General features: G+C 33.7%; 26 protein-coding genes and 2 other annotated features. All 26 genes read right to left on the bottom strand.

The window, feature by feature from the left end; genetic code table 11:
* Positions 1-21: 21 nt before the first annotated feature.
* The 26 genes from leuS to R9X47_RS27360 all read right to left on the bottom strand — a co-directional run bounded on the left by leuS (position 22) and on the right by R9X47_RS27360 (position 26,589).
* The gene (leuS, locus tag R9X47_RS27485; protein WP_432664250.1) at positions 22-2,493 is read right to left on the bottom strand and encodes a leucine--tRNA ligase; all 2,472 of its coding nucleotides are present in this window, start codon (positions 2,491-2,493) and stop codon (positions 22-24) included.
* Positions 2,494-2,600: 107 nt separating this feature from the next.
* Positions 2,601-2,843, bottom strand: a binding site (T-box leader).
* A gap of 206 nt (positions 2,844-3,049) precedes the next feature.
* The gene (gene rsfS, locus R9X47_RS27480; RefSeq protein WP_432664249.1) at positions 3,050-3,409 is read right to left on the bottom strand and encodes a ribosome silencing factor; all 360 of its coding nucleotides are present in this window, start codon (positions 3,407-3,409) and stop codon (positions 3,050-3,052) included.
* Positions 3,410-3,485: 76 nt separating this feature from the next.
* Positions 3,486-4,493, bottom strand: a complete 1,008-nt coding sequence (locus R9X47_RS27475; protein WP_432664248.1) for a calcium/sodium antiporter — start codon at positions 4,491-4,493, stop codon at positions 3,486-3,488.
* A gap of 198 nt (positions 4,494-4,691) precedes the next feature.
* A complete protein-coding gene (yqeK, locus tag R9X47_RS27470; RefSeq protein WP_432664247.1) occupies positions 4,692-5,285 on the bottom strand; it encodes a bis(5'-nucleosyl)-tetraphosphatase (symmetrical) YqeK in 594 nt (197 codons plus the stop codon).
* A 50-nt stretch (positions 5,286-5,335) separates the two neighbouring features.
* A complete protein-coding gene (gene nadD, locus R9X47_RS27465; protein ID WP_432664246.1) occupies positions 5,336-5,959 on the bottom strand; it encodes a nicotinate-nucleotide adenylyltransferase in 624 nt (207 codons plus the stop codon).
* Between the two features lie 135 nt (positions 5,960-6,094).
* A complete protein-coding gene (gene yhbY / locus R9X47_RS27460; RefSeq protein WP_432664245.1) occupies positions 6,095-6,388 on the bottom strand; it encodes a ribosome assembly RNA-binding protein YhbY in 294 nt (97 codons plus the stop codon).
* 13 nt (positions 6,389-6,401) lie between these two features.
* The gene (gene obgE / locus R9X47_RS27455; RefSeq protein ID WP_432664244.1) at positions 6,402-7,685 is read right to left on the bottom strand and encodes a GTPase ObgE; all 1,284 of its coding nucleotides are present in this window, start codon (positions 7,683-7,685) and stop codon (positions 6,402-6,404) included.
* A 190-nt stretch (positions 7,686-7,875) separates the two neighbouring features.
* Positions 7,876-8,172, bottom strand: coding sequence for a 50S ribosomal protein L27 (rpmA, locus tag R9X47_RS27450; RefSeq protein WP_432664243.1), 297 nt, complete (start codon positions 8,170-8,172; stop codon positions 7,876-7,878).
* Positions 8,173-8,176: 4 nt separating this feature from the next.
* Positions 8,177-8,509 carry a ribosomal-processing cysteine protease Prp gene (locus R9X47_RS27445; protein WP_432664242.1) on the bottom strand — a complete coding sequence of 111 codons (333 nt, stop codon included), beginning with the start codon at positions 8,507-8,509 and terminating at the stop codon, positions 8,177-8,179.
* An 11-nt stretch (positions 8,510-8,520) separates the two neighbouring features.
* On the bottom strand, positions 8,521-8,832 hold the full coding sequence (rplU, locus tag R9X47_RS27440; RefSeq protein WP_432664241.1) for a 50S ribosomal protein L21: 312 nt from the start codon (positions 8,830-8,832) through the stop codon (positions 8,521-8,523).
* A 9-nt stretch (positions 8,833-8,841) separates the two neighbouring features.
* Positions 8,842-8,913: a sequence feature (ribosomal protein L21 leader region), on the bottom strand.
* 263 nt (positions 8,914-9,176) lie between these two features.
* Positions 9,177-10,673 (bottom strand): Rne/Rng family ribonuclease, encoded by a 1,497-nt coding sequence (locus tag R9X47_RS27435; RefSeq protein WP_432664240.1) that lies wholly within the window; start codon positions 10,671-10,673, stop codon positions 9,177-9,179.
* Between the two features lie 19 nt (positions 10,674-10,692).
* Positions 10,693-11,400, bottom strand: a complete 708-nt coding sequence (locus tag R9X47_RS27430; RefSeq protein ID WP_432664239.1) for a TIGR03936 family radical SAM-associated protein — start codon at positions 11,398-11,400, stop codon at positions 10,693-10,695.
* Complete coding sequence (locus tag R9X47_RS27425) at positions 11,400-13,235, bottom strand: TIGR03960 family B12-binding radical SAM protein (RefSeq protein ID WP_432664238.1); 1,836 nt, start codon at positions 13,233-13,235, stop codon at positions 11,400-11,402. Before R9X47_RS27425 ends, R9X47_RS27430 begins: the two co-directional genes overlap by 1 nt.
* Before the next feature lie 197 nt (positions 13,236-13,432).
* On the bottom strand, positions 13,433-14,161 hold the full coding sequence (locus R9X47_RS27420) for a peptidoglycan DD-metalloendopeptidase family protein (protein ID WP_432664237.1): 729 nt from the start codon (positions 14,159-14,161) through the stop codon (positions 13,433-13,435).
* A 276-nt stretch (positions 14,162-14,437) separates the two neighbouring features.
* A complete protein-coding gene (gene rodA / locus R9X47_RS27415; RefSeq protein WP_432664236.1) occupies positions 14,438-15,595 on the bottom strand; it encodes a rod shape-determining protein RodA in 1,158 nt (385 codons plus the stop codon).
* A 191-nt stretch (positions 15,596-15,786) separates the two neighbouring features.
* On the bottom strand, positions 15,787-16,062 hold the full coding sequence (gene minE, locus R9X47_RS27410; protein WP_432664235.1) for a cell division topological specificity factor MinE: 276 nt from the start codon (positions 16,060-16,062) through the stop codon (positions 15,787-15,789).
* A gap of 11 nt (positions 16,063-16,073) precedes the next feature.
* Positions 16,074-16,871 (bottom strand): septum site-determining protein MinD, encoded by a 798-nt coding sequence (gene minD, locus R9X47_RS27405; protein WP_432664234.1) that lies wholly within the window; start codon positions 16,869-16,871, stop codon positions 16,074-16,076.
* Between the two features lie 24 nt (positions 16,872-16,895).
* Entirely contained in the window at positions 16,896-17,522 is a 627-nt protein-coding gene (minC, locus tag R9X47_RS27400) for a septum site-determining protein MinC (protein WP_432664233.1), read from the bottom strand.
* Between the two features lie 313 nt (positions 17,523-17,835).
* Positions 17,836-20,763 (bottom strand): penicillin-binding transpeptidase domain-containing protein, encoded by a 2,928-nt coding sequence (locus R9X47_RS27395; RefSeq protein WP_432664232.1) that lies wholly within the window; start codon positions 20,761-20,763, stop codon positions 17,836-17,838.
* Between the two features lie 17 nt (positions 20,764-20,780).
* Complete coding sequence (gene mreD, locus R9X47_RS27390) at positions 20,781-21,254, bottom strand: rod shape-determining protein MreD (RefSeq protein ID WP_432664231.1); 474 nt, start codon at positions 21,252-21,254, stop codon at positions 20,781-20,783.
* A gap of 11 nt (positions 21,255-21,265) precedes the next feature.
* Positions 21,266-22,102 (bottom strand): rod shape-determining protein MreC, encoded by an 837-nt coding sequence (gene mreC / locus R9X47_RS27385; RefSeq protein WP_432664230.1) that lies wholly within the window; start codon positions 22,100-22,102, stop codon positions 21,266-21,268.
* Between the two features lie 62 nt (positions 22,103-22,164).
* On the bottom strand, positions 22,165-23,199 hold the full coding sequence (locus R9X47_RS27380) for a rod shape-determining protein (protein ID WP_432664229.1): 1,035 nt from the start codon (positions 23,197-23,199) through the stop codon (positions 22,165-22,167).
* A 203-nt stretch (positions 23,200-23,402) separates the two neighbouring features.
* Positions 23,403-24,095, bottom strand: a complete 693-nt coding sequence (radC, locus tag R9X47_RS27375) for a RadC family protein (RefSeq protein ID WP_432664228.1) — start codon at positions 24,093-24,095, stop codon at positions 23,403-23,405.
* Positions 24,096-24,318: 223 nt separating this feature from the next.
* Positions 24,319-24,900, bottom strand: a complete 582-nt coding sequence (locus R9X47_RS27370) for a Maf family protein (RefSeq protein ID WP_432664227.1) — start codon at positions 24,898-24,900, stop codon at positions 24,319-24,321.
* Between the two features lie 7 nt (positions 24,901-24,907).
* A complete protein-coding gene (locus tag R9X47_RS27365) occupies positions 24,908-25,156 on the bottom strand; it encodes a DUF4321 domain-containing protein (RefSeq protein ID WP_432664226.1) in 249 nt (82 codons plus the stop codon).
* 449 nt (positions 25,157-25,605) lie between these two features.
* Positions 25,606-26,589, bottom strand: coding sequence for an RnfABCDGE type electron transport complex subunit B (locus R9X47_RS27360; protein ID WP_432664225.1), 984 nt, complete (start codon positions 26,587-26,589; stop codon positions 25,606-25,608).
* Between the last annotated feature and the right edge of the window lie 26 nt (positions 26,590-26,615).

Here is a 26,615-nt window from a genome sequence, read left to right as displayed (position 1 = left end):
AATCCCCCCTAAATTTATCTGCTATTTAACAACAATATTAACTAATTTTCCAGGAACACAGATTACTTTAACGATATTTTTCCCCTCAATAAATGATTTAATTCTCTCATTATCTAACGCTGTTTTCTCTAGTTCTTCTTTTGACATACTCTTATTAACTAGTTGTTTGTCTCTTACTTTACCATTTACTTGTACTACTATCTCCACTTCATCCTTCACTATGGCTTTACTATCATAATTTGGCCACTTCTGCGCATGAACGCTTCCTTCATTACCAAGCATACTCCATAATTCTTCTGTCATGTGAGGAGCAAATGGAGATAAAAGTACTAATATTGTTTCTAATGACTTAGTAATTAGTGGTTTATTTATTTTTTCTTTATCGATTTCTTTATATTTATATGTTTCATTAACAAGCTGCATTATGGCACTAATTGCAGTGTTAAAGTTAAATCTACCACTAATATCCTCTGTAACTTTCTTTATAGTACTGTTTATAACGAAGTTAAGTTCTTTATCTTCTTTTCCGTTGATCTGAATTGCTTCACCCGCTAAAGCTGTGTATTCTTCAAGTTCACAAGCCAATCTCCAAACTCTATTTAAGAATCTATATGAACCTTCTACTCCCGTATCACTCCACTCAAGATCTCTTTCAGGTGGCGCTGCAAAAAGTATAAACAATCTAGCGGTATCAGCTCCATACTTTGAAATAATCTCTTCAGGACTAACTACATTACCCTTAGACTTAGACATTTTGGCCCCATCCTTAAGAACCATACCTTGAGTTAATAGATTTTTAAATGGTTCATCTACAGGTGACAATCCAATATCGTGAAGCACCTTCGTAAAGAACCTTGCATAAAGAAGATGAAGGATTGCATGCTCTACTCCGCCTATATATTGGTCTACATCCATCCAGTATGATGCCTTTTCTTTATCAAAAACCTTGTTTTCATTTCTAGCATCGGTATATCTTAAGAAATACCAAGATGAATCAACGAAGGTATCCATTGTATCAGTTTCTCTTTTCGCCATGGCACCGCACTTTGGACAAGGAGCATTTTTAAAGGATTCACTTGTAGTAAGTGGAGATTCTCCTTGACCAGAAAATACTACATCGGTAGGAAGTGTAACCGGTAAATCTTCTTCCGGTACTGCTACTACTCCACACTTATCACAATAAACTACTGGTATTGGTGTTCCCCAATATCTCTGACGAGATATAAGCCAATCTCTAAGCCTATAATTAATAGTTTTTTTACCATAGCCTTTTTCTTCAATAAACTCATTGATTCTATTTGCACCCTCAGTATTCTGAAGACCATTAAATTCTCCAGAGTTGGCCATAACTCCTGGCTCAGTATATGGAAGTTCTAATTCCTCAACATTCTCTAAACCTTCTGGCTTTATTACTGGTATTATATCAATATCATATTTTTTTGCAAACTCAAAGTCTCTCTCGTCATGGGCAGGTACTGCCATAATCGCACCAGTTCCATAATCCATTAGAACATAATTTGCTATATAAATTGGTATTTTATTGCCATTCAATGGGTTTACAGCATACTTTCCTATAAATATACCTTCTTTTTCTACATTACTTGCCGTTCTTTCAATTTCAGTCATACGACCTAATTTATTAACAAATTTCTCTACTGTTTCTTCATATTCAGTTCCCTTTACTAGTTCACTTACTAAAGGATGCTCAGGAGCTAAAACCATAAATGTAACTCCAAAGGTTGTATCAGGTCTTGTTGTAAATATATCTAGAACCTTGTATGTCCCCTCAATTTCAAACTTCATTTCTGCTCCGTAGCTTTTTCCTATCCAGTTCGCTTGCATCGTCTTAACCTTTTCTGGCCAACCTTCAAGCTTTTTCATATCGTCTAGCAATTTTTCAGCATAGTCGGTTATTTTAAAATACCATTGCTCAAGATTTTTCTTGACGACTATTGAATCACATCTCTCACACTTTTCATTAACAACCTGCTCATTTGCAAGAACAGTTTCACATGATGGACACCAGTTAACTGGAGATTTCTTCTTATAAGCTAAACCATTATTGAAGAACTGTACAAATATCCACTGTGTCCATTTATAATAATCCGGTAAGCAAGTAGTAACCTCTCTATCCCAGTCATAGCTGATTCCTAACTCCTTTAGCTGTCTTATCATCTCAGCTATATTCTCTCTCGTCCATATATCTGGATGTATATTATGCTTAATTGCAGCGTTTTCCGCTGGAAGTCCAAATGCATCCCATCCTATTGGGTGAAGTACGTTATATCCATTCATAGTTTTAAATCTTGCTATAACATCACCTATAGAATAGTTTCTCACATGGCCCATATGTAGCTTTCCAGAAGGATATGGAAACATCTCAAGACAGTAGTATTTTTCCTTTTCATTATCTACTTCTACCTTAAAGGCTTTTTCATCATCCCATTTTTTCTGCCATTTTTTTTCGATTTCGGTAAAATCATATCTAACCATTTACTATGCCTCCTCAATATTGTATATTCATAAACATTTTAATAACAACTAAACATTTTTTATAGAATATAAAAAAAGTGGTACCCGCAAAACAACTCCTCCCTAAATATAGGGACGAGAATTTTCCCGCGGTACCACCCTACTTGACATAATATCCACTCATACGGTTTTTTAAAGGTAACCAGCCTAGATAAATGTAGTAATACTACTTTAAGTTTTAATGTAGTATTACTATGCTTAGGTAAGTTCGAAATCTATCTATATCGATTCACACCAGCCATCGACTCTCTGAAGGTTATTAATCCTTAAATAGAATGTATTTCTACTACTCCTATACTTGCTATATTAATTTTTTAAAAGTTATGTTATCATTTATTGTAATAATTTTCTCAATTCATGTCAATATCTAACCTAGATTATTCATAAAAAGTTTGAAAGACTGCAAGTAGTTTTGAATTCTAAGACTTTCATCAAGTTCGAAGGTATACCTAAACGGTACGTCAAGAATTTGATGGGGGTCTTAGAATCAAAAGCACGTAGCAGAGTTTTGAATTTTTTATGAATAATCTAAGTTCAATTCTACATATTTTGCACCTTTCCAAATTCGCTCCAGATCATAAAAGCTTCTTTGTTCTTCAGTAAATATGTGAACAACTACATCCTTATAATCCAGTAGAATCCAGCTTCCTTCATTATGCCCTTCTTTATGACCTACATATACATTCTTTTCAGCTAATTTCTTTTCAACTGTATCAGCTAAAGCAGTTGTATGTTTTGTTGAAGTCCCGGTTGCTATAATGAAATAATCAGCAAAGGCAACAATTTTACCTACTTCCATTAATACAATATCTTTTCCCTTTTTACTATCAATTGCTTCACAAATCTCTATTGCAAGTTCCCTCTCAAAATTTTGCATCCATTTTCCTCCCTTAATTTAGGGATATTGAAAAATAATTTGTCACACATCATTGTATCTATATTTCTAATATCCCTTATGCTGCAAATGCATTATAACCTAAGAAGGTTAAATATATTAAATATATTAATAGTAATGGTATTCCAGTAACTCTTCTCAACTTTTTATTATATATTCCTGAAATAACCAGTATTAACATAAGCAATAATGAAACTGGTAAATCCACATAAAGGGTTTGGGGGATATCTTCAAAAACCCTTCCAAATAATATTATATCTCTCTTACTTATCTCAAGACCATATCCAGTAGCTATTGAAGCCGTTCCAAGTATCATAGTATTATTCAATATATTGGCTCCAATAATATTACCTACTGAGATACCTTCATGCCCCTTTACTATTGCAGTGATACTTGTAGTAAGCTCTGGCAGTGACGTTCCTAATGCTATTAATGTTAAACTGATAATTTGTTCAGGAACATTGTAGAATTCAGCAATTTTTCTTCCATTATCAACGAGAAGTTGTGCTCCTATGATAATAAATATGCTTCCTAGTACAAACTTAACAATATTTTTTAAGACATCCTTTGAATAAGTCTTTTTCTCGGAATTCTTATTATCTACAAGTATATTACTACCCCTAAACTGCTTAAGGTTTAACCATATAAATACTAATAAAACTGCAAATAGAACTAGACCTTCAATCTTGGTTACTATAGTGTCTATACTGAAAAACAGCAAAAGTACTGTAGACCCTACCATTAGCAAGCCTTTTTCGCTAAAAAGTTTTCTATTAACTACACTAGGTGCAAAAAGTATTGAAGTCGAAAGGATTAGCCCTATATTACAAATAGTTGACCCTACAGCGTTGCCAATGGCCATATCCGGTGATCCTTGAGTTGACGCTATTACAGAAACAAAAAGCTCTGGTAATGTTGTTGCCAAACTCACTATTGTAGCACCTATTATTATAGTTGGTATTCCTGTGATAGTTGCAAACCACACTGATGCATCAACAAATAAGTCCCCACCTTTAATAATAATTACTAGTCCAACTAAAAATAGTAACAATGTAGTATAAATCAATTTTGATTCCTCCATTATTATCCCGGATTATTCCTATAGAGGTTCAAGTGCAAATATTAATTTATACATATCCAAAACTCCCAGAAGCATTGGGTCTTTGAATATGTATAAATTAAGTTGTACTAGGAACTCTCTATGGAAAATTCAAAACTCTAGTGAAACCTTTCGAACTTTTCATGATAGTCCGGGTTACCTTATTTATATTTCAACTGAACTTTGTACTGATGCCATTTCTGTGATTAAAGCGTTTCTTGCAAAAATACTATTATGATGTATAAGTAATCCCTTTGAAATTACATGCTTGATAGAATTATCTAAAGCCATAAGTACTGCTCTATTTAAATCATATTTGGCTATATTTCTTATTTCATCTACCCCAGGGAATCTCCTATTTGGCTCTATATAATCTGCTAAATATATGATTTTCTCTAGACTTGTCATACCTCTCCTACCAGTAGTATGATATCTTACTGCGTTCAGAATCTCTTCATCTTCAATTTTGAATTCTGATTTAATAAGCTCAGCCGCTATCAAACCATGGGCCAAATCTATATTTAAATCAATAACTTCATCAATTTGAATGTGAAATTCCTTTATATATTTTCTTGCTTCATAACCATCTAAATACTTAGCATAATCATGTAATAGCCCCGCAACCTCAGCCTTACTTTGACATGCATCATGTTTTCTAGCAAGCCATGTAGCACTTTCACAAACTCCTAGAGAATGTTTGTATCTTCTATGTGGCAGCTTGTTCTTAAGTACAGATTTTATATATTCTAAATCATACACATTTTCCACCTCTAGTTATTTAAGAAACTTGCATGCATTATGCAATTTCATCATTTATCATTAGCGCTTTCTGTATATAACCTATTTTTATAAATATAATATTCCACTGATTCAGGTATAATGTATTTTATACTTTCACCAAGCCCTATTCTTTTTCTTATATCAGTTGACGATATAGCTAAAGCAGGTACGGAAGTTACAAGAATATTAGCATCATATTTTTCATTTAATTCGGTTATCTTTTCCTTTAGCTTTTTTTCATCTATTCCAGGCCTGCTTGCAGCTATGAAATTACACAACGTTAGAAGTTCTTTTACATTTCTCCACGTTTCAAGTTCATATACTGCATCGGCTCCAGTAATAAAGTATAACTCGGCATCACAATCTATTTTATCCTTAAACTTTTTGATAGTATTTACAGTATAAGAAATATTATTATCTTCAATTTCAATTTTTGATACCTCAAAATTTGGATTTGTTATAGTTGCCAATAAAGTCATAAAATATCTGTCATTACTGCTCGATATGTTTTTACCCTGTTTATGTGCTGGTATCCCGACTGGTATAAAGTATACCATATCTAAATTAAACTGAGTTCTTATTTGCTCCGCCAAGACCAGATGTCCATAATGAATTGGGTCAAACGTTCCTCCCATTAATCCAATCTTTTTCATTTTTTCCTCCAACCTTTTAGGTCTAAAGTATCGGTAACAATACTAAAGTTCAATACATTTCTATGAGACTATATGCATAAATGGAACAAAAATAGTGGTCTCAAAACCACTATTTAGATTTTAACAGGACTAAAACTATCTAGGTAGTACAATCTGTGGATCTTCTTTAGCTTCTCTATATATAACAAATTTTCTACCTATAGCTTGAACAAATTCTGCTTTAGTCAACCTTGCCACTTCATTTGCGGCTTCCTTAGTATCTAAAATACTACTTTTTTGTATGTTTACCTTTATTAACTCACGGGCTTCTAATATATCATCTAACTGCTTTAAGAAACCTTCTGTTATACCTTCCTTGCCCATATGTACAATAGGGTCCATATTATGAGCTATTCCCTTTAAATAAGACCTTTGCTTACTAGTTATCAATTATATCATCTCCTTAATCGTAGTACTCAAATTCAATTTCATATATTTTTACTGTGTCTCCATCGGTTATCCCAAGTTCTTTAAGCCTCTCAAAAGCTCCTTTTTTCTTTAAGATACTTTGGAATCGTCTTATAGAATCGATGTCGCTGAAGTCAGTTGAGTAAACTAATTTCTCTATTGCCTTTCCTTCAACTATGTACAAGTCTTCTTCTTTTCTTATAATTAGTTCCTCTTTTTCCTTCTTCTCTAGTTTATATAGCTTATGCTCTGGATCTACTTCCTCTACTATAGGATCAACCTCTACCTTATCCAATAGTTCCGTTACATAAAGCATAAGTTCTTTAAGTCCAGTATTTGTAGCTGCTGAAATAGGGAAAACCTTATATCCCCTATCTGTCATAACCTTTTCAAATTCTTTGAATTTATCTTGATCCTCTAATAAATCTATCTTATTAGCAGCAATTACCTGCTGTCTAGATGCAAGCTTGGGGTTAAATAATTCTAATTCGTTATTAATTTTTTCAAAATCCTCTAGTGGGTCTCGACCTTCAATACCAGAAACATCTAGTACGTGTATTAACAGTTTTGTCCTTTCAACATGTCGTAAGAACTCGTGCCCAAGACCAATACCCTCATGGGCACCCTCTATCAGACCTGGAATATCTGCTAAAACAAAGCTCTTATGCTGCACAAGATCTACAACCCCTAGATTTGGAGTAATAGTTGTAAAGTGGTAATTTGCTATCTTAGGATTTGCCTTTGTTACTACAGAAAGTAACGTTGACTTTCCAACGTTTGGAAACCCTACAAGGCCTACATCAGCTAAAAGCTTAAGCTCTAATATTACATTACGCTCTTCACCATAATCTCCTGCCTCAGCAAAGGTTGGAGCTTGTCTGGTAGACGTCGTATAATGAACATTTCCCTTACCGCCTTTACCACCTTTAGCAATAACAGCTCTTTGCTTATTTTCCGTCAAATCAGCTATAACAGCACCTGTCTCTTCATCCCTTATAATAGTTCCTGGAGGTACTCTAAGAATCAAATCTTTGGCATCCTTACCAAACATTTTTTTAGCTTTACCGTTTTCTCCCGAATCAGCAATATACTTCTTTTTGTATCTAAAATCCATTAAGGTTCTTAAACCTTCGTCAACTTCAAAGATTATACTGGCTCCACGACCTCCGTCTCCACCATCAGGACCACCCGCAGGTACATACTTCTCTTTACGGAAGGAAACAGCTCCATTTCCTCCCTTTCCGCCTTTTAAATATATTTTTGCTTTATCTACAAACATTTTCATCACCTTTAAATGGGTATAAGTATTTTTTTCCAAAACAATTATACCAATAATTTTATGTAGTTCCAAGTTCCATATTGTAAATTCTTTATCTAGTTTTCCCTTATTTTCAATATGTAATTCGTTATCACTCTATCTTTATTATAAATTAAAAAACCCATACCTTACGTATGGGCTTTTAGTCAAATTATTGTGCTGCTTCATCTATAGGGTATACACTAACTTGCTTCTTAGTTTTACCCTTTCTTTCAAACTTAACAACGCCGTTTACTTTAGCGAAAAGAGTATCATCTCCACCTTTTCCTACGTTGTTACCTGGGTGAATTTTTGTTCCTCTTTGTCTTACTAAGATACTTCCAGCATGAACAGCTTGACCGTCAGCTCTCTTAACACCTAATCTTTTAGATTCACTGTCACGACCGTTCTTAGAAGAACCAACTCCCTTTTTACTCGCAAACAACTGAAGATTCATTTTGAATAACATCGCTTCACACCTCCTCGTCTTGAAGCTTTATATAATCGGAATACATTTCTATCGTACCTTTAATTCCAGTTAGCATAGTATCAAATATAATATTAGCCTTTTCTCTACGAGTAACATCGATGTTATCAGGAATTTCACAATAGAGAAATCCATCATTCATCTCATATGTAACATCTATGTTAGCAACATCATGTAAAGCCAATACGATTGTCTGAGTAAGTATAGATATGCTTGCACATACTATATCTTTTCCAACCTCATCAGCATATGCATGTCCTTCTACGCTGAATGATACTATATCTTTTCTATGATCTCTATTAATTGTTATATTAATCATATCTAATAGCCTTAAGCATTGATTTTTTCAATCTTAACTTTTGTGTATGGTTGACGGTGACCTTGCTTCTTTCTGTAGTCTTTCTTAGCCTTGTACTTGAACACAATAACTTTTGGTCCTTTACCTTGCTCTACTACAGATGCTTCAACTTTAGCACCTTCAACAAATGGAGCTCCAACTGATAATTTACCTTCATTTGAAACAACTAAAACTTTATCAAAATTGATAGTATCACCAGCAGTTACTTCAAGCTTTTCAACGAATAGAGTATCTCCTTCTTGAACTCTATATTGCTTTCCACCTGTTTCGATAATTGCGTACATTCTTACACCTCCTCAATCCAGACTCGCCAAATCTAGGTAACTTAACGTTTTTAAACCCGATATGAGCGGCTACAATGGATACAAAGCATAGGCTCTATATCCACAACATATACATGTTATCACAGCACAAATATAATGTCAACAAAATTATAGGGATTATTTCAAGACTTTTCATATCTGCGTTAATAAAACTCAATAAACGAAAGTAGGCTCTGAGGTTTCCTTTTGTGCGATTTTTATGAATCTGTTTTAACCTCTGTTCTTCAAACTAAAACAGGTTCATAGCATGAGCCAAAAGGATTCTCAGTGACTACTTGAGTTAGTTTAACTTTACAAGCGCAGATTTAGTCCTTTAAAATATCCTCAACCTTATTTAGTCTACCCTTATATGTGACTTCATAGTGATTTTCATGTATATTATTATTTCCTTTAATATATATTTTAATCTTTAATGCATTCTCCAATTCAGCTAAATAGTCTTTCATGTCATTGCAAAGTACTTTTTTTACTTCATCATTTAACTCAACTATTACGGCTTCAGAATTAGTGTGCAAAGCAATTCTTTTAAGTTCATTTTCTAGGCTACTTATAACGGTCTCTGGAGTTAGTATCATTCCGAGCCCATCACAATATGGGCATTTCTTTTCAAGTATTGAACTTATACGATTACGAACTTTTTTTCTAGTCAGCTCAACAAGTCCTAGACTCGTCATACCTAACACATTCGTTCTAACCCTATCCTTTGATAACTCTTCTGTTAAAAGCTCTAGTATTTCCTGTTCAGATTCCTTATTGAGCATATCGATAAAATCTATTATAATAATGCCACCTATGTCTCTTAGTCTAATCTGTTTTGCTATTTCCTTTACTGCTTCCTTATTAACATTAATAATAGTTTCAGATAAGTTATTAACACCAACGTATTTGCCGGTATTTACATCTATAATAGTTAAGGCTTCAGTCTTGTCTATTACAATATAGCCACCACTTTTAAGCCAGACTTTTCTACTTAAAGCTTGCTTAATCATTTTCTCAATACCATAGTAACTGAAAATATTTATCCCAGGATCAAAATATTTTACCCTATCCTTAAGATTAGGAGATATCAAATCTAGGAAATCCATAATTGTATTATAATTTTCCTTATCATTGATAATTAGCTCCCCTATATCATCTGTGAACAAATCTCTTATAGTTCTATGAATTAAATCTAGATCCTTATATAAAATTTTAGGTGGAAAGCCTAGTTTCTTATCTTTTTCGATTTTTTGCCAAAGTTTTAAAAGATATTTTATATCCTCTTCAAGGTCAGTCTTTTCCTTATTCTCAGCTTCAGTTCTTATTATTAAACCTAAACCATCGGGCTTAATCTCTTCTGCCATTTTTTTAAGTCTGTTTCTCTCTTCTTCGTCCTCAATTCTTCGTGATAAACCTATATAGTCAACATTTGTCATTAGAACTAGATACCTTCCTGGAAAAGTAAGGTGCGTTGTTACTCTTGCACCTTTACTATCCATAGGTTCTTTAGTAACTTGAACAATTATTTCCTGTCCATTTTTTACAACATCTCTTATGGAGACATCCCTTGAAGATATTTTTCTATCATTCAATATTTCCTGGGGAATTGCATCTTTAACATATAAAAAAGCATTCTTTTCTAGGCCTATATCTACAAAGGCCGCCTGCATACCAGGCAATACGTTTTTTACTCTACCCTTATATATATTCCCAACCAGTCTTTTTAAGTTTTTGCTTTCAATATGGTATTCAACCAATTCCTCATTTTCTAATAATGCAACGCGACTTTGGCTGAAACCAGAATCTATTATAATTTTATTCATTGCTTTCCCACCCTAAAGTTTAAATTATCGCATCAATTGGAACTAGTTTCTTATTTCCCTCTGATGAAAAAATTTCTATTCTATGTACCCTTATACTTTCAGTTTCAATTTCTACATTCTCTAAAAGTGCTAGCTTTTGTATTGCGATCTCAGGTTTTAAGTTTCCTTGGCTTCCCGTTGATACAGTCATTTTGAAAATAATCTCATTGCCATCTAATGATAAAGCAATAATTTCCTTAATCAAACTTCTAATATCAACTGTTTTTACCTTTCCTCTTTTACCTCGCTTTTCATGTGAGATCTCATTACGGCTTAAGAACTTTTTGATAAAATCATTTAATTCTTCCAAACTATAATTCTTTTTTAAACGACACTTAATAATGTAAGTAGCATCTTCTACAATGCTCATAAGAGATTTGCTCTTATTGTCAATATATTTAGCTTTAAGGAACTTTATACCTTCAGGTAACACATTGTTAAGATTATCTACAAACTCCTTTGTATCGAGCTTCTCATCAAGCTCAACAGTTAAATATTCACCCTCACTTGAAACACCTACTGCTAGGGGAGCAGCAAAGGCAATCTTAGGATGCGGATTGAATCCTTGTGAAAACTTTAGTGGCACACTAGCCCTTCTAAAAGCTCTTTCAACCAACTTAATCAGTTCCAAATGGGATAGAAATTTCATTCTGTCTTGTTTAGTAAATTTAACTAGCATCTTAAACATTAGCAAACACCACCTATAAAACCATTATTTATTCCACAACCTGTACAGCCATCCCTACAATCACTTGTCAATTTCTCTTCTTTAGACTTTTCATTTTCATTTACTAGATATTGTTTAGTAACACCCACATCTATATGATCCCAAGGCAATATTTCATCGTATTCCCTTCTTCTATTTGCATAGAATGCTGGATCAAGACCGCATTCATCTATCGCTTCCATCCACTCGTTATACTTGAAGTGCTCTTGCCATCCGTCAAATTTACATCCCTTTTCAAAGGCTCTTATAAGAACTTCACCAAGTCTTCTATCGCCTCTTGCAAATACACCTTCAAGGAAGCTTGTCTTAGAATCATGATAATTATATGAAATGTTCTTATGCTTTAATTTGCCCTTTAAGTGGTTTTGCTTTTCTATTAAATCATCAATCTTATCTTGAGGCTCCCATTGAAACGGAGTAAATGGCTTAGGTACAAAGGATGAAGTACTGATAGTAACCTTTAAGCCCTTATTTCTCTTCTCCTTTGGAACATTATAATAACTATCAACTACCTTCCTACCTAAATCAGCAATCCCATCAAGATCGTCATATGTCTCTGTTGGTAAGCCTATCATGAAATATAGTTTTACAGTGCTCCATCCAAGTCCAAAGGCATTAGATACAGCATCTATCAAATCCTTTTCAACTACTCCTTTATTTATAACATCTCTTAGTCTCTGAGTCCCAGCCTCAGGAGCAAATGTAAGACCAGTCTTTCTTACTTTTTGAATTTCTTCAATAAGTTTAATTGAGAAAGAGTCTAGTCTTAGGGATGGTACTGATATTCCAACCCTATTATTTAAATACTTATCTATCAACGCTCTAACAAATTCATTTAATTCTGAGTAATCGCTTGTACTTAATGATGATATAGAAATTTCTTCAAATCCTGTATTCTTTAAGAGCTTATCTACTAGTTCTAAGGCTTTATCAGACGTTCTTTCTCTTATAGGTCTATATATCATTCCAGCCTGACAAAATCTACAGCCCCTTGTACAACCTCTAAATATCTCAATCATCGCTCTATTATGTACAACATCAGCAAATGGTACAATTACCTTTTCAGGATAAAAAGCATCATTAAGATCTTTAATAATTCTTTTCTTTACCTTAGCAGGATATTCTTCCTTCTTTGGCTTAACACTTTCAATAGTTCCGTCTTCCTTATAACTAACCTCATAAAAGCTTGGTACATATATTCCCTCTATCTTACTCACTTCTTCTAAGAACTTATCTCTATTAAATCCTTTACTCTTTATTTCCCTGTAAATATCCAAAACTTCAATTAGTGATTCTTCACTCTCACCAAGGGTAACAATATCTACAATTTCCGCTAAAGGCTCTGGATTATATGAACATGGCCCACCAGCAATAATTATTGGATGAGATTCATCTCTCTCAGAACTCCTTAGTGGAATTTTCCCTAAGTTTAGCATATTTAAAATATTACTATAGCTAAGTTCATATTGAAGGGTAAAACCTATAATGTCTAGGTCACTCATAGGACTACGAGTCTCTAGAGTAAATAAAGGGACATCTTCTTCTCTTAGCACCTCTTCCATATCGATCCAAGGAGCAAATATTCTTTCACAATAAACATCCTCTACTTCGTTAAGTAGATTATAAATTATGTGCATACCTAAGTGAGACATACCGACTTCATATGTATCTGGAAAGGCAAATCCAAATCTTATCAAATTTTCATTTATGTCTTTTTTATAGCTGTTTATTTCTCCTCCAATGTATCTACTAGGTTTTTCTACTTTATAAAGTATTTCTTCTATTCGTTCATTCATTAATGTTCCTCCTTGAAATAGTATCTTAATCCTGAATTATTTATGAATAATTCGGCTTTATCATTAGTATTGCATTATTGTATATTATACATGCTTTTTGTATATAAAGAAATACAATATATAATTTATTTTATATTACTGCATACAGATTTTGACGATTTTTTGTAAAGCACTATCATAATAACAGTATACCATCATCAAATACCTGTTACACTATAATCTATATACAATTCTGGATCAACAACATCATTATTAATCCACAACTCAAAGTGTAAATATGAAGTTTGTAAATCACCTATCTCTCCGATTCTTTGTCCTCTAATAATTCTTTCATTTTCTTTGACATAGGTCTTTTCTAAGTTGCTGTATAGGGAAAAAGTACCTTCTCCATGGGATATTTTCACAAACTTTCCTAGAGAGTCACTTTCACCAACCTTTTCAATTACTCCATCCTTTATAGATTTAATAATTGTCAGATCTGTGGCTTTTATATCTATACCTCTTTGAAATGTTTGATTATTTGTAACAGGGTCATATTTTTCCCCATAGGAGGATATTATTATTCCATCTACAGGTTTAGATAAGTTCAAATTATTTCCAAGCCTATTAAATACCGGCACTGTTTTAACTGTGTAATCCCTTAGCTGTGACGCATACTCCTTTGTCTTATCAATACTCTCTTTATAGTTAAACTCTGCATAAATGACCTTTTTTAGAAACAAAGAAGTTTCATTTGTAATGGGAGTATTGAAACTCTTTAGCATAATAATCAATAATACAATTATTATTGATATTAAAATCTGAGCCAACAGCTTTGTAATGAAACTAGTAGGTTTTCTATTCCCTCTTCCCTGTCTATATTGCTTATATCTATAATTGTTTTTCCTGTGCCTATTTATTGCATTTCTTCTATAGGACTTATCCATAGTTACCTCCTTAAAAATGTATTTATAGAACCTTAACCCAGATTATTCATGAGTAATCCAGGCTTAACGTTATTTATCTATAATATATTTTTAAGGAGGAATATTTATTACTATCAAATGGACAAAAGTTCGATAAAAGCCCGTAGCATTCTTTAGAGAATTTCAACCTTTTTTCCATGAAAAAAGACCCCACCACCTAGATTATTCATAGAAATTTCAAAGCTCTGCTGCGCTCTTTCAAACTTTCCATGAACAATCCGGGTTAGAGGAATCTCTCTAGAATTTTATCTTCTTATTTCTCATCGAGACGTTTAAAACTAGTCCCAATGCAATCATACTAGTTATAATAGAACTTCCACCATAACTTAAAAACGGAAGTGTAACTCCAGTAACAGGCATAATACCTATAGTCATCCCTATATTCTCTATTACTTGAAAAGCAAACATGAATGTAACACCTGTAACAACTAGCATTCCATAAATATCCTTAGCATTTTTACCTATAATAACCATTTTATATAAAAAGAGAAAATACAAAAGTAATATAGCAGCACAACCAACTAGACCTAGTTCTTCACCTAAAACCGCATAAATGAAGTCAGTTTCCTGAACCGGTAAAAAGTCTCCCCTATGGTAGCTCCCTTTGAATATTCCCTTTCCATACAACATTCCTGATCCAATAGCAGTTTTTGACTTATTTACGTGATAGTTTAAGGAAGCATCAGATGGGTTTAGAAAGGCATCAATTCTCTTTTTCTGATGGGGCTTTAAAAAATTATAAACCAGAGGCATCGATGAAATCCCAATTAACCCTCCATACACTACAATTTTCATGTTTATACCCGCCACAAACACCATCCCAAAAGCTATTATAACAAATACTAGAGCCGAACCTAAGTCTGGCTGCTTCAAAAGTAAAAATACAAATGGAGAAACAAAAATAAGTGGTCCAATCAAATCCCTAATAGTATTAAGATTTTCATATCTATGCTCAACATATTTTGCAAATGATAATATGAAACCAAGTTTAGCAAGTTCAGATGTCTGAAAATCTATTCTTCCTAGACTTATCCAACTTCTGGCCCCACCTCTCAAGCTTGGGTCTATCGCAAGGCCTGGAACATAAACCAATAATAATAATAGTATTGAGATCACATACAAAATTTTATAGGCTTCACCAAAGGAATTATAATCAAGACACAATATACCCAATATCGCTAAGGCACCGATTACAAAGGCGATTATTTGGATTTTAGGTTGTCTTTTTATTCCATTTTCCAGTATATCATCTATAGCTTCTTTAAATGATGTATCCTTAGTTAAATCTATGACATTTGTTGCACTAGTAATTATTACTACTCCAATCATAAATATTACTATTACTATGGCAATTAGTCCAAGATCAATATTTTTAAGTAATCTTCTATCAAACATAAAACACCTCATAGGGTTAAACCCAGATTAAATATTTTACCTTAAAGAATTATAACATAAAATCCTTCCTCTTCTCAACTTTATTATAACCCAGTTTAAGTAGAAATTTATACAATAAAACTTAAGATAACTGAAAGTCTTTCAATAAAAAAAGCCCTTTTATAGTCGGGCTTCAAAATAAGACATATAATTTACCTGTTTTTCATCTTCTTTATCGGAATATTTGCTACAAGCGCAGGCATAACTTTGTCATCGGGCCTCTTTGTCTTAGTGATTCTAATATCTAATCCATCTTCATCAATTTCCATATAATCTGAAATCACATTTAGTAGGTCTCCCTTGACCATTTCTAAAAAGTTTGCAGAACAGTTAGTCCTATCATGAACCAAAACTAGCTTCAACCTGTCCTTTGCAACATCTTTACTTGTTCCCTCAGATTTACCAAAAAACTTAAAAACGTCTAGCATTGGTTTCCCCCCTACTTATTTAGTCCAAATAATTTAGCTAATCTAACCATGAACCCCTCTTGAATATCAAGATCTAAAAATGGAACCTCTTCCCCAGTTATCCTTCTAGCAATGTTTCTAAAGGCTTGTCCAGCCAAAGATTTTTCATCCTTTGCTGCAGGCTCACCTTTATTTGTAGAAATGACAATGTATTCATCGTCAGGTACTATCCCCAATAAATCTATAGCTAAGATATCTGTCATATCCTCGATGTTCATCATATCTCCCTTTTTAACCATCTCAATCCTTATTCTATTTACAACAAGGAGCGGATCATTTAATTCAGCAGCTTCCAAAAGTCCAATAATTCTATCGGCATCCCTCACAGCAGATATTTCTGGAGTTGTAACAACAACAGCCCTATCAGCTCCTGCTATTGCATTCTTAAATCCTTGCTCAATACCAGCAGGGCAATCTACTAATACATAATCAAACGTTTCTTTAAGCTCATTGCACAGATCCTGCATTTGCTTTGGAGAAACAGCATTCTTGTCTTTTGTTTGTGCTGCAGGTAATAAATGTAGTCCATCAAATCTCTTATCCTTTATTAGACCCTGCTTTAGTCTACAAACTCCTTCCACTACATCAACTAGATCATAAACTATTCTATTTTCTAAACCCAAAACAACATCTAAATTTCTTAGTCCGATGTCTGCATCTAAAACAACTACTTTCTTTCCTAGTATTGCAAGGCTTGCGCCTATATTTGCAGTAGTAGTAGTTTTACCAACTCCGCCTTTTCCGGATGTAATAACAATAACTTCTCCCATAGCAATTCCCTCCTGTAAAATTATCTATTTTTTTGTAAGATACGGCTCAATTTGGATCATTTCATCCCTAATAAAAGCTATCTCGGGATATTTAGGATTATAGGCACTATTGTCAGGAGCCCTTGCTATAAAGCTTCCTATTCTAAGTTGTGTAGGTTGAAGTTTAAAGGCCGAAACACTGGCTTCGTTATTACCATTGGCACCGGCATGTGCTATGCCTCTCAAAGCTCCCATTACAACTATATTTCCATAGGCAACAACCTCAGCTCCAGGATTAATATCCCCTATAACAACTACATTGCCTTCAAATTTAATTTTTCTTCCAGAACGTACTGTTGACTTGACAAATTTAGTTATTCCTTCTTCTAATCCCATAAAAACTTCTTCTTGCTTTGAGCACTCTACCGGCTGCTTCTCTACCATAACCATTCCAAATCTATCGTTGATTAAATCAATTATTTCACTTTCTTCGTTGTCACTTAGTTCTCTACCTTCAAATCCGACTATCTTAGCTCCTACAAAAAAATTTTTTGTCTTTTCTAGCCTTTCAATTAATTGTTGCTTTAACTTCTCATACTCACAGGATTCATTAAGATGTATGATCAAACCATCCTTTGTTCCTTTAAATTCTATATTATTATTAAGAGTCATTTAAAAGCTACCTCCATATTTATAACGATATACAAAGTCTGACAGTAAAAACCTCTACACTTATAACTCTACATTGATCTGTAGGCTAACTAGATTTTTGTGTTCTTACTCTAAGGAATCCCACTATATAAGTTAAAATACAAAATTGCAGTTATATTAATATTTCTTCAATAGATGAGATTTTCCTTCTTTTATATATGAAATTATTATAAATAATGCTGAGGCACTAATATTCCTCAGCATTTTCCTTTGTAATTCTGACTTCTATTAGATTATGTAAATATTGGAAATCTATCTTCATTCCCAAATCCATCTAATTATTCGTACTTTCAACCTCGTCTTCAACGGGCAATTCCAATTTGAAGTACTCGGCAAACATTTCTCTTGCAATAGGAGCACCATATCCTCCATGCCCTCCTTGGAATAAAAGGGTTACAATTGCAATTTCCGGTTCTTCATAGGGTGCAAAGGAAACAAACCAAGCAAAGTTATCATAATCCTCTTTAAACCTATCAATATCCTCATCTGTGACTCTGTTGTCTGTTAATTGCTTAATCGCTTCCCTCATTCTTGTACCTTCATCAAAGTATCCCTTAGTCAATCTGGTTATTATTTTCTTCTTAGCCCTGTCTCTTCGGGCTCTAACATTGTTTATTTCTTTCTGTTCCTTATCGTCATTTCCATTCTCACTACCAGAATTAGCTTGCTCTAAGGCAGCCAGTTCTTCCTGAATCTTTTCTAACTCGTCCTGTAACTTCGATATTTCTTCTTTTCTCTGATTTAAAATCTCCAATGACTTCGAATTTATACTCTCAAAGGAAATATCAGGAGCAATCTGACTTAAGTATTGCTTTAAATAATCGACTTCACTTTCTGGAGGTATTTTACCAAATCTTTGAGCTGTTCCTGTTTTAGCGGCTACCTTAACAGGGAAATCCTTAAATAGCTTTCTAGCCGTTCCTTCTGATCCCTGTGTTACTTTTAGCATACCTTTCTTTATGTGATTTAAATTATTGTCATTCTTTAATACAATTTTTTCGGCAGGTTTTCCTTTAACAATCTCATCTCCGACTTTCTTAGTCAGCCTCAAGTCATTTAGATATCCACCATTCGCAATAGCCGATATATATCTTGCCATCTGAATCGGAGTATAGGCGTGATCACCTTGCCCAATAGAAAGGTTAAAGGCATCTCCCTCTTTAAATTTCATCTGATTAAAATAACTGTATTTAACCAAATCTGCTAACTCATATATTTTCTCTTCCTTAACTCCAATATTTTTAAGATCTCTAATAATTTTTCCCCTTGAAGGATTTTCGTCCCCCCAATTAACTATTTCAGAAACTACACTGCTTAATTTCTCTTCATCATTGAGTATCTCATCCTCAAAGTAATTCTTAGCAGTTGCTTCTAGTTTTCTTTTTAATAAGTACTTTATATTTCTTGCTTTTCCTTCAGGGTCTGGCACACCATAGGAAACTTCTCTTATTTCAATTCCAGTTTTATCACCCAATCCAAATTTTGTAGCATAATCTAAAAATGTATTAATACCTATCCCAAGATTTAAAGGCTTCTTCTTGTAGTAATCATAATCCATAGAAAGATTAAAGAAGTAGTAGTTAACCGATTCTTCAATAGCCTTATACAAATCTATATTGCTTCCATGGGACATTCTATAATCGTTCCACATCCAACTACCAAAGGTTTTATCTCCAATTTTTATATACTTACCATCAACAAATTGCCTAGTAGGATCTAACCCATTTTCTATAGCACCTAAACCAACGAGCATTTTAAATGTTGACCCAGGTTGCACAGCAGTGAATGTAGCAATATTATATAAAGGTCTTGGAGCTATAGGGTCTCTTTTATTTTTAGGTAACAAGCTCTTATAATCCTTGTTCGATATACCAGTTGCAAAAAGCTCCGGAGAATAAGACGGATAATTTGCCAGCGCTAGAATCTCACCTGTCTTTACATCAACCGCTACAACAGCACCTGAAGTAGCATTCTTAAGGGTCTTATCACTAAAGGTGTAATCTCCCCATTTACTTTCAAAGGTACCACCCTTTCGTACCTCTTCAAGGGCATACTCTAAATTGTCTTCAGCAATTTTTTGCAGTTTAGCATCTATAGTCAAGTAGATATCCTTGCCAGGCATAGGCTTTATAAATTCCTCTAACTCATTTACCGTTCTTCCATAGGTATCAACTTCAACAGATTTTACTCCATTCTGTCCCCTTAATACTAGTTCATATTTTCCTTCAATTCCGGTTTTACCAATTATATCATTTTTAGAATATTTGTATTCATCTACGTATTTCTTTATTTCCCATTCCCTAGATATTTTCCCAAGATATCCTATTACATGTGCTGCCAAGTTGCCACTCTGATAATGCCTTTTTGGTTCTATAGCAACACCAATACCAGGTAACTCCATTCCATCCTCTTCAATCAGTATAGCACTCTCTTCTGATATATCCGATGCAATTCGAAGAGGGAAATATTGCAAATAACCCTGTTGCTTTAGGGCATGCTTAATGATTAGAATTTTTCTTGCATCATTATCTGAGTACCCTGTGCTAATATTATATTTATCTCTTATTTTTTTAAAGGCTTCCTTAGCGTCGATATTGATATCTAAACGATAGCTATTTAAAAAACTTTCCTTCTCTATTTGAGCCAAAAACTTCATCTTGCTGACAGAAATTGGAGGAGTTATGTTCATCGCTATTAAATACTCTTGAGCCTTTCCCTTCTCCAAATCCTCAAAAGGTAGGTTTTCCTCTACAATTTTATTAAATACTGCCTCTGCATCCTTCAAATTTTCATAGCCTTTACCTAAAGATTCAAGCCAGTTTTCGATATCCCTATCATGGGAGTAGTAGTAATTGCCATCTTCAATAAGTATAGGGAACTCAATATGCTTTTCACCATTTCTATCTAGCAGATCTATTAGCTTAATCGCAACTTCTTCCAGTTCCTTTTTAGGCAATTCACTTCTAACTAGCTGCACAGTAAAACTAGGCACATTTCCAGCTATCAATACACCATTCCTATCCTTTATTTCTCCTCTAGGCGCTACAATCGGAATATCCTTTTTTCTGATATTTTCGGAATTCTCCCTTCTCTTTTCCCCTTCAACAATAGTTAAATTTGAAAGTCTTACAAAGAGAATTAGAAAAATTATTACAAACCCCAAAATTATTTGATTATTTCTATCCTTTAATTTTTCTATCATATCTCTCATCCCCAATATTAATATACTTTTCTATAGAATATCCTATAAAAAACAATACCCACGACTAGATTATATACGACCTCTATCATAACCACCGATTTCAAGACAGTAAGGTAATTAACCGGTTGTCTAAGAAAGTGCATAAATACAAAATATATACTGTGATAATATATTGTGGTACTTAATATAAACAAAAATGGTGTAACAAGATTGTCCTTAAAAACCTTGTTTTCTACCCCACCTATAATGTACCCAATCGAAGAGTATATTAGTATATTTATACCTATAGCCTTTCCGAAAAAAAGGTCCTGTAATAACCCCGCTATAATGCCAGTCATAACGCCCCTTTTCCTTCCATATAGGATACTAATCGTTACTACTATCAATAATGCAGTATTAGGCAAGATTCCTCCAATACGAAAATATTGAAAAATAGTAGACTGAAGTATAAAATTACCAATAATCATTGCCACTAACCAATATACATTCATTTTAGACCCCTTTAGTTCTCAAGATTTTTCTTGGGTATAACAAAAACCCTATTCAATTTCTTAAAGTTCACACTCGGCTCAACTAAAATACTCTTCAGTAACTCGTCCTCATTTACAATAACCTCTTTTATCCTCCCAATTTGAATTCCTCTAGGATATAATCCAAGTCCTGAAGTTACTATTTGATCTCCTATTTTAACCTCAGCCTCATGATCAAATAAATAACCCTTTAGGATTGCCTCTCCATCTCCATTGATTAAACCAATATTACCATTTTCTTCACTTAGAGTTTCAAAGCTTACACGACTTCTGTTGTCAATGATTGTTATTACCTTAGCCCACGAATCACCAACTTCATAAACTAAGCCAATCAATCCATCTCCATTTATTACAGTACTATTTTTCGTTATACCATCCTTTAGCCCTACATCAATCGTAAAAATACTAAACCAATTACCCGGATCCTTGGCAATTACGTTACAAGTAACATACTCCCCTATATTATTGTCTTTGGCGTAATTCAAAGCTTTTTTGAGACCTTTTAAGTCTTCATATTCCCTCATGCTAAGCTTTAATTTAATCACATCGTTTTGAAGCTTAACATTTTCTTCCCTTAGCATTTTATTCTCTTCATCAAGCTTCCAAATATTCAAAACAGGATCTATTAGATCAGATATAAAAGTACTCCCTAATTGGAGAAATCTTTGTATCGGAGTCAATGTATTTCCAACCATCTTTTCAGCCGATGTTAAATTACTTCTGCCCCCAAAGGTGATTCCTATTATAACGAGTAAAATGATAGTAACAATTGTTACTATCATTATTTTGCTTTTAAACATATTAAACATTGCTAATCACCACTTTTTACTTTTCTTTTATAGTTTAAATATTTATTCTTTAACCTATCTACTTAAAGACTCCTCCTTGGAGAAATAAATACTCTCTTAAGTAAGTCATAGTTTTCAAGTGCAACACCTGTACCTAACGCAACACAGTCTAGTGGTTCCTCAGCTATACCTACAGGCATACCTGTTTCTTCTTTTATAAGCTTGTCTAAGCCATCTAGAAGGGCCCCACCACCAGTTAGCATTATTCCATGCTCCATTATGTCTGACGCAAGCTCTGGAGGCGTTTTTTCTAATGTTATTTTAATACCTTCAATTATTGAATTAACAGGTTCTTTTAAAGCATTTAATATCTCAGTAGAAGTTACAGTAAGGGTCTTTGGAAGTCCAGTAACCAAATCTCTACCCCTTATTTCCATTCTTTCTTCCTTAACCTTTGGGAATGCTGACCCAATTGTTATTTTAGTTTCTTCAGCAGTTCTCTCACCAATCATTAAGTTGTATTCCTTCTTAATATAGTAAACTATTGATTCATCCATTTCATCTCCACCGATTCTTATGGACTTACTTGTAACAATACCACCTAATGAAATAACAGCAATCTCAGTTGTACCTCCACCGATATCAACAACCATACTTCCAGTCGGTTCAGCAACTGGCAATCCAGCACCTATAGCGGCTGCCATTGGTTCCTCGATAAGATATGCTTCCTTTGCTCCAGCCTGTTCAGAAGCTTCGATCACGGCCCTCTTCTCAACCTCAGTAACACCTGAAGGTACGCAGACTAAAACCCTTGGTCTAAAAAGCAGTGAACTATTAGGATACGCTCTTTTAATAAAGTACTTTAACATACTTTGAGTTGTATCAAAATCTGCAATTACTCCATCCTTAAGTGGTCTAATAGCTATAATATTTCCAGGAGTTCTACCAATCATCTTCTTTGCCTCTAAGCCAACCGCAAGTACATCCTTCGTATCTTCCTGTATAGCTACAACTGAAGGTTCACGAACCACTATTCCTTTCCCTTTAACGTTAACCAATGTATTAGCTGTACCTAAATCTATACCAATATCCTTACTAAACATATTAAATAATCCCATTTGTCTTCTCCTTCCTTAGTTGCCAATCCTTTTGCATATACAACTTAACGATTTATTTTATGATTTCCTAGTATCTATCTATTATAGAGATTCAAGAAAAACTATATAGAGATTCCAGTCAAAACTTTAATTTATACACATCAAAATTCCCCAGAAACATCGGGTATTTTGATATCTATAAATTAAGATTTTCTTGCAACTCTCTATATTAAAGAATTCTCTTTAAGACTAAAATAGTCACCGTCACCGATAATAATATGATCTAATACTTCAATACCTATAATTTTACCTGCTTCAATTAATCTTCTAGTAATATTTATGTCTTCTTTGCTAGGTTCAGGGTTACCACTTGGATGATTATGTAACAGTATGACAGCGGCACTGCTCTTCTTAATAGCCCTGTTAAATACTTCCCTTGGATGAACGATTGAAGCGTTAAGACTTCCTATAGAGATTGTCTCAAAGGCTATTATCTCATTCTTGGTATTTAGAAAAACCACTTTAAAATGCTCTTTTTCTAAAAACCTCATATCATTTATAAATATATCTATTACATCCTTAGGAGATTTTATTGTCTTTTTTAATTCTAGCTGACTCATTGACAATCTATTTCCAAGCTCAACAGCAGCAATAATTTGACAGGCCTTACTCTCACCTATACCCTTTATTTCACGAAGCTCTTCAACAGTACAATTGGCTAAAAATCTTATCCCTTTTTTATCATGGCTGAGTACAGTGCTAGCAAGCTCAAGAGCTGATTTTTCCTTAGAACCTGTCCTAAGCAATATCGCTAACAGTTCGCTATTAGATAAAGTATGTGATCCATACCTAACCAGCCTTTCCCTCGGTCTTTCATTTTCAGGCATATCCTTTATTGTTAAATTATATTTAATCATATCTAACACTCCAACACTGCAAAGAAGATTTTGAATTCATTACATAATAAAGCATAGTAAACTTTTTTTAATTTAAAGTACCATTATATCTTTAATTACAGGGATTTAAGTAAAGACTTTAATCTATAAATATCCAAAACTCCCAAAACCGCCAAGTATTTGTACATTTATAAATTAAGTTATACTATGTAAACCCTATATACATAGCTTATAAAGCCTCTAGCTATAAGACGGATATATCAAAATGCTTAAATAATATCTCTTCAAGCTTTGCTACAGGTAATCCAACAACATTAAAATAATCGCCTTCTATCCACTGGACAATAGTGGCTCCAAAGCCTTGTATACCATATGATCCAGCTTTATCCCACACTTCTCCAGTATCAATATATTTTTTTATCCTATCGTCAGATAGTTTTTTTATCTTTACCTTCGTTTTTTCATATGTAACAATTTTCTTATGGGTATCACTTTCTATAACTGCTATCCCAGTATATACATAATGTACATCATTCTGCAAAGCATTTAGGGTCTCATAGGCCTCTTCATATGATCCAGGCTTCCCTAAAACCTTATCCTTATATACTATTGTATCTGCAGCTATAACAACTGTCCCACTGTCTAAGTTTTTTGATACATCTAATGCTTTCTCTAGTGCTAATGCCATCACTATATGCTCAGGCAATTCACCCTCTTTAACTTTTTCTGGGGTATCACTTTTAATAATATCAAAATCCAAATTCAAGTTTTCTAATATCTCACGTCTTCTTGGAGAAGAAGAAGCTAAAACCAATTTTTTATCCATAAAACACCTACAGTCTATTAAATATTATAATGGAAATTACTAAACCAATAACACTGGCTAAGTTTATTTTCATAGTAAATCCAAAGGTTAATTTTATAACATTTAAATCCAAGGGAGTTGGCTCTAGTCCAATTGACTTACTATAGCCTAACCATTTGATACTATCACGAAATATATCCCCTATTACGCCCCCAATAACTAATCCCACTAGCAATAATAGCAACAAAAGCCACGGATTTCTATTCTTTCCTCTCACAATAGATGCCCCCTCCTTAATCTACTTATAGAGAGTCAAGGAAAACTGTTAATTTATACATACTCAAAGCCCTTAAAATTATATAGTATTCCCATATGTATAAATCAAGTTTTGCTATACGGACTCTATATAGTAAGTGTGTTTATATATAATTCTCATTTGTTATTATATCCAATTCGTGCATTAATATCTATTATTTGGTTTTTTAACTAATAATTTTTTCCAAAAAAAATAGATTGCAAAGCATTGGAAATCTTAGTTCTAAACTTATGTATACAATTTAAGTTTAGCATTTAGTAAAAGCTATTACAAGTAGAATTTTTTACAAATGTAAATATTAGGTTCAAGGTCATGAATTGTAAAATATGGAAACAACAGCAAATAAAGCCTATGACACTTTTTTATCCAAAAGTATCATAGGCTTTGTTAAACTTCTTGCTACTATTTTCCTATTTCATTTCTATGGTTTTTTTCGGACACTTTTGCTCACATGCTCCACATCCGATACATTTATCCTCAATAATCTTATGCTTACCCTTAAGTTCACCCTCTATTGCATCCACTGGGCAAACTTTCTTACATAAGGTACATCCAACACAGCCATCCTCTATTATTACTGCTTTTCTACGCTTATCGAAATTAGCGTAAATTGCTTTAGTAGGACACTTTTCAGCACATAGCATACAATTAGTACACTTATCATAGTTTACCTTAGCAATATTATCTTTAACTTCAATAGCATCAAACGGACAAACCTTAGCACAAATCTTACAGCCTATACATCCAACACTACATTTTTCCTTTACAGGCTTACCCATTTCCTTGTTGTTACAGTCAACAACTACATCCTGCTCAAAAGGAACCATGTCAATAACATTCTTTGGACAAACTTCGATACATTTACCACATGCTGTACATTTTTCAGGAATTATTCTTGCTAAATTCCCGTCTGTTATTTCTATGGCATCAAATTGGCAGGCCTTCACACAGGTTCCAAGCCCTAAACATCCAAAGCTACAGCTCTTACTTCCTCCGCCTATCATAGCCGCTGCTTTACAGTCTTGAATACCAAAGTACTCATACTTTTCTTTACAATTATCTTTGTCACCCATACAAATAACCCTTGCTACTTGTTTCACACTGTCACCAGCGTCGACACCCATTATTTCAGCAATCTTACTAGTACAGTCTGGGCCTCCAACAGGACATCCATTTACAGGTGCTGTTCCGTCAACAACTGCATTTGCAAAGCTGTCACAACCTGGAAGTCCGCAACCACCACAGTTAGCACCAGGTAGTGCATCTCTAATAGCAAGCGCTCTAGGATCTATTTCAACAGCAAACTTCTGTGAAGCAAAGGCAAGTCCAGCACCAAACACAAGACCCATTCCGCCTAAGCTTATACCTGCAAGAAGTATATTATTCAAATCCATAGTATCACCCCTTCTCTAAGTCGTTC

Origin of the sequence: Wukongibacter baidiensis, from assembly GCF_050888315.1 — a bacterium.
GTDB classification, from domain to species: domain Bacteria; phylum Bacillota; class Clostridia; order Peptostreptococcales; family Caminicellaceae; genus Wukongibacter; species Wukongibacter baidiensis.
The sequence above is the reverse complement of the archived record's forward strand: the minus strand, read 5'-3'. Positions and strand labels throughout refer to the sequence as shown.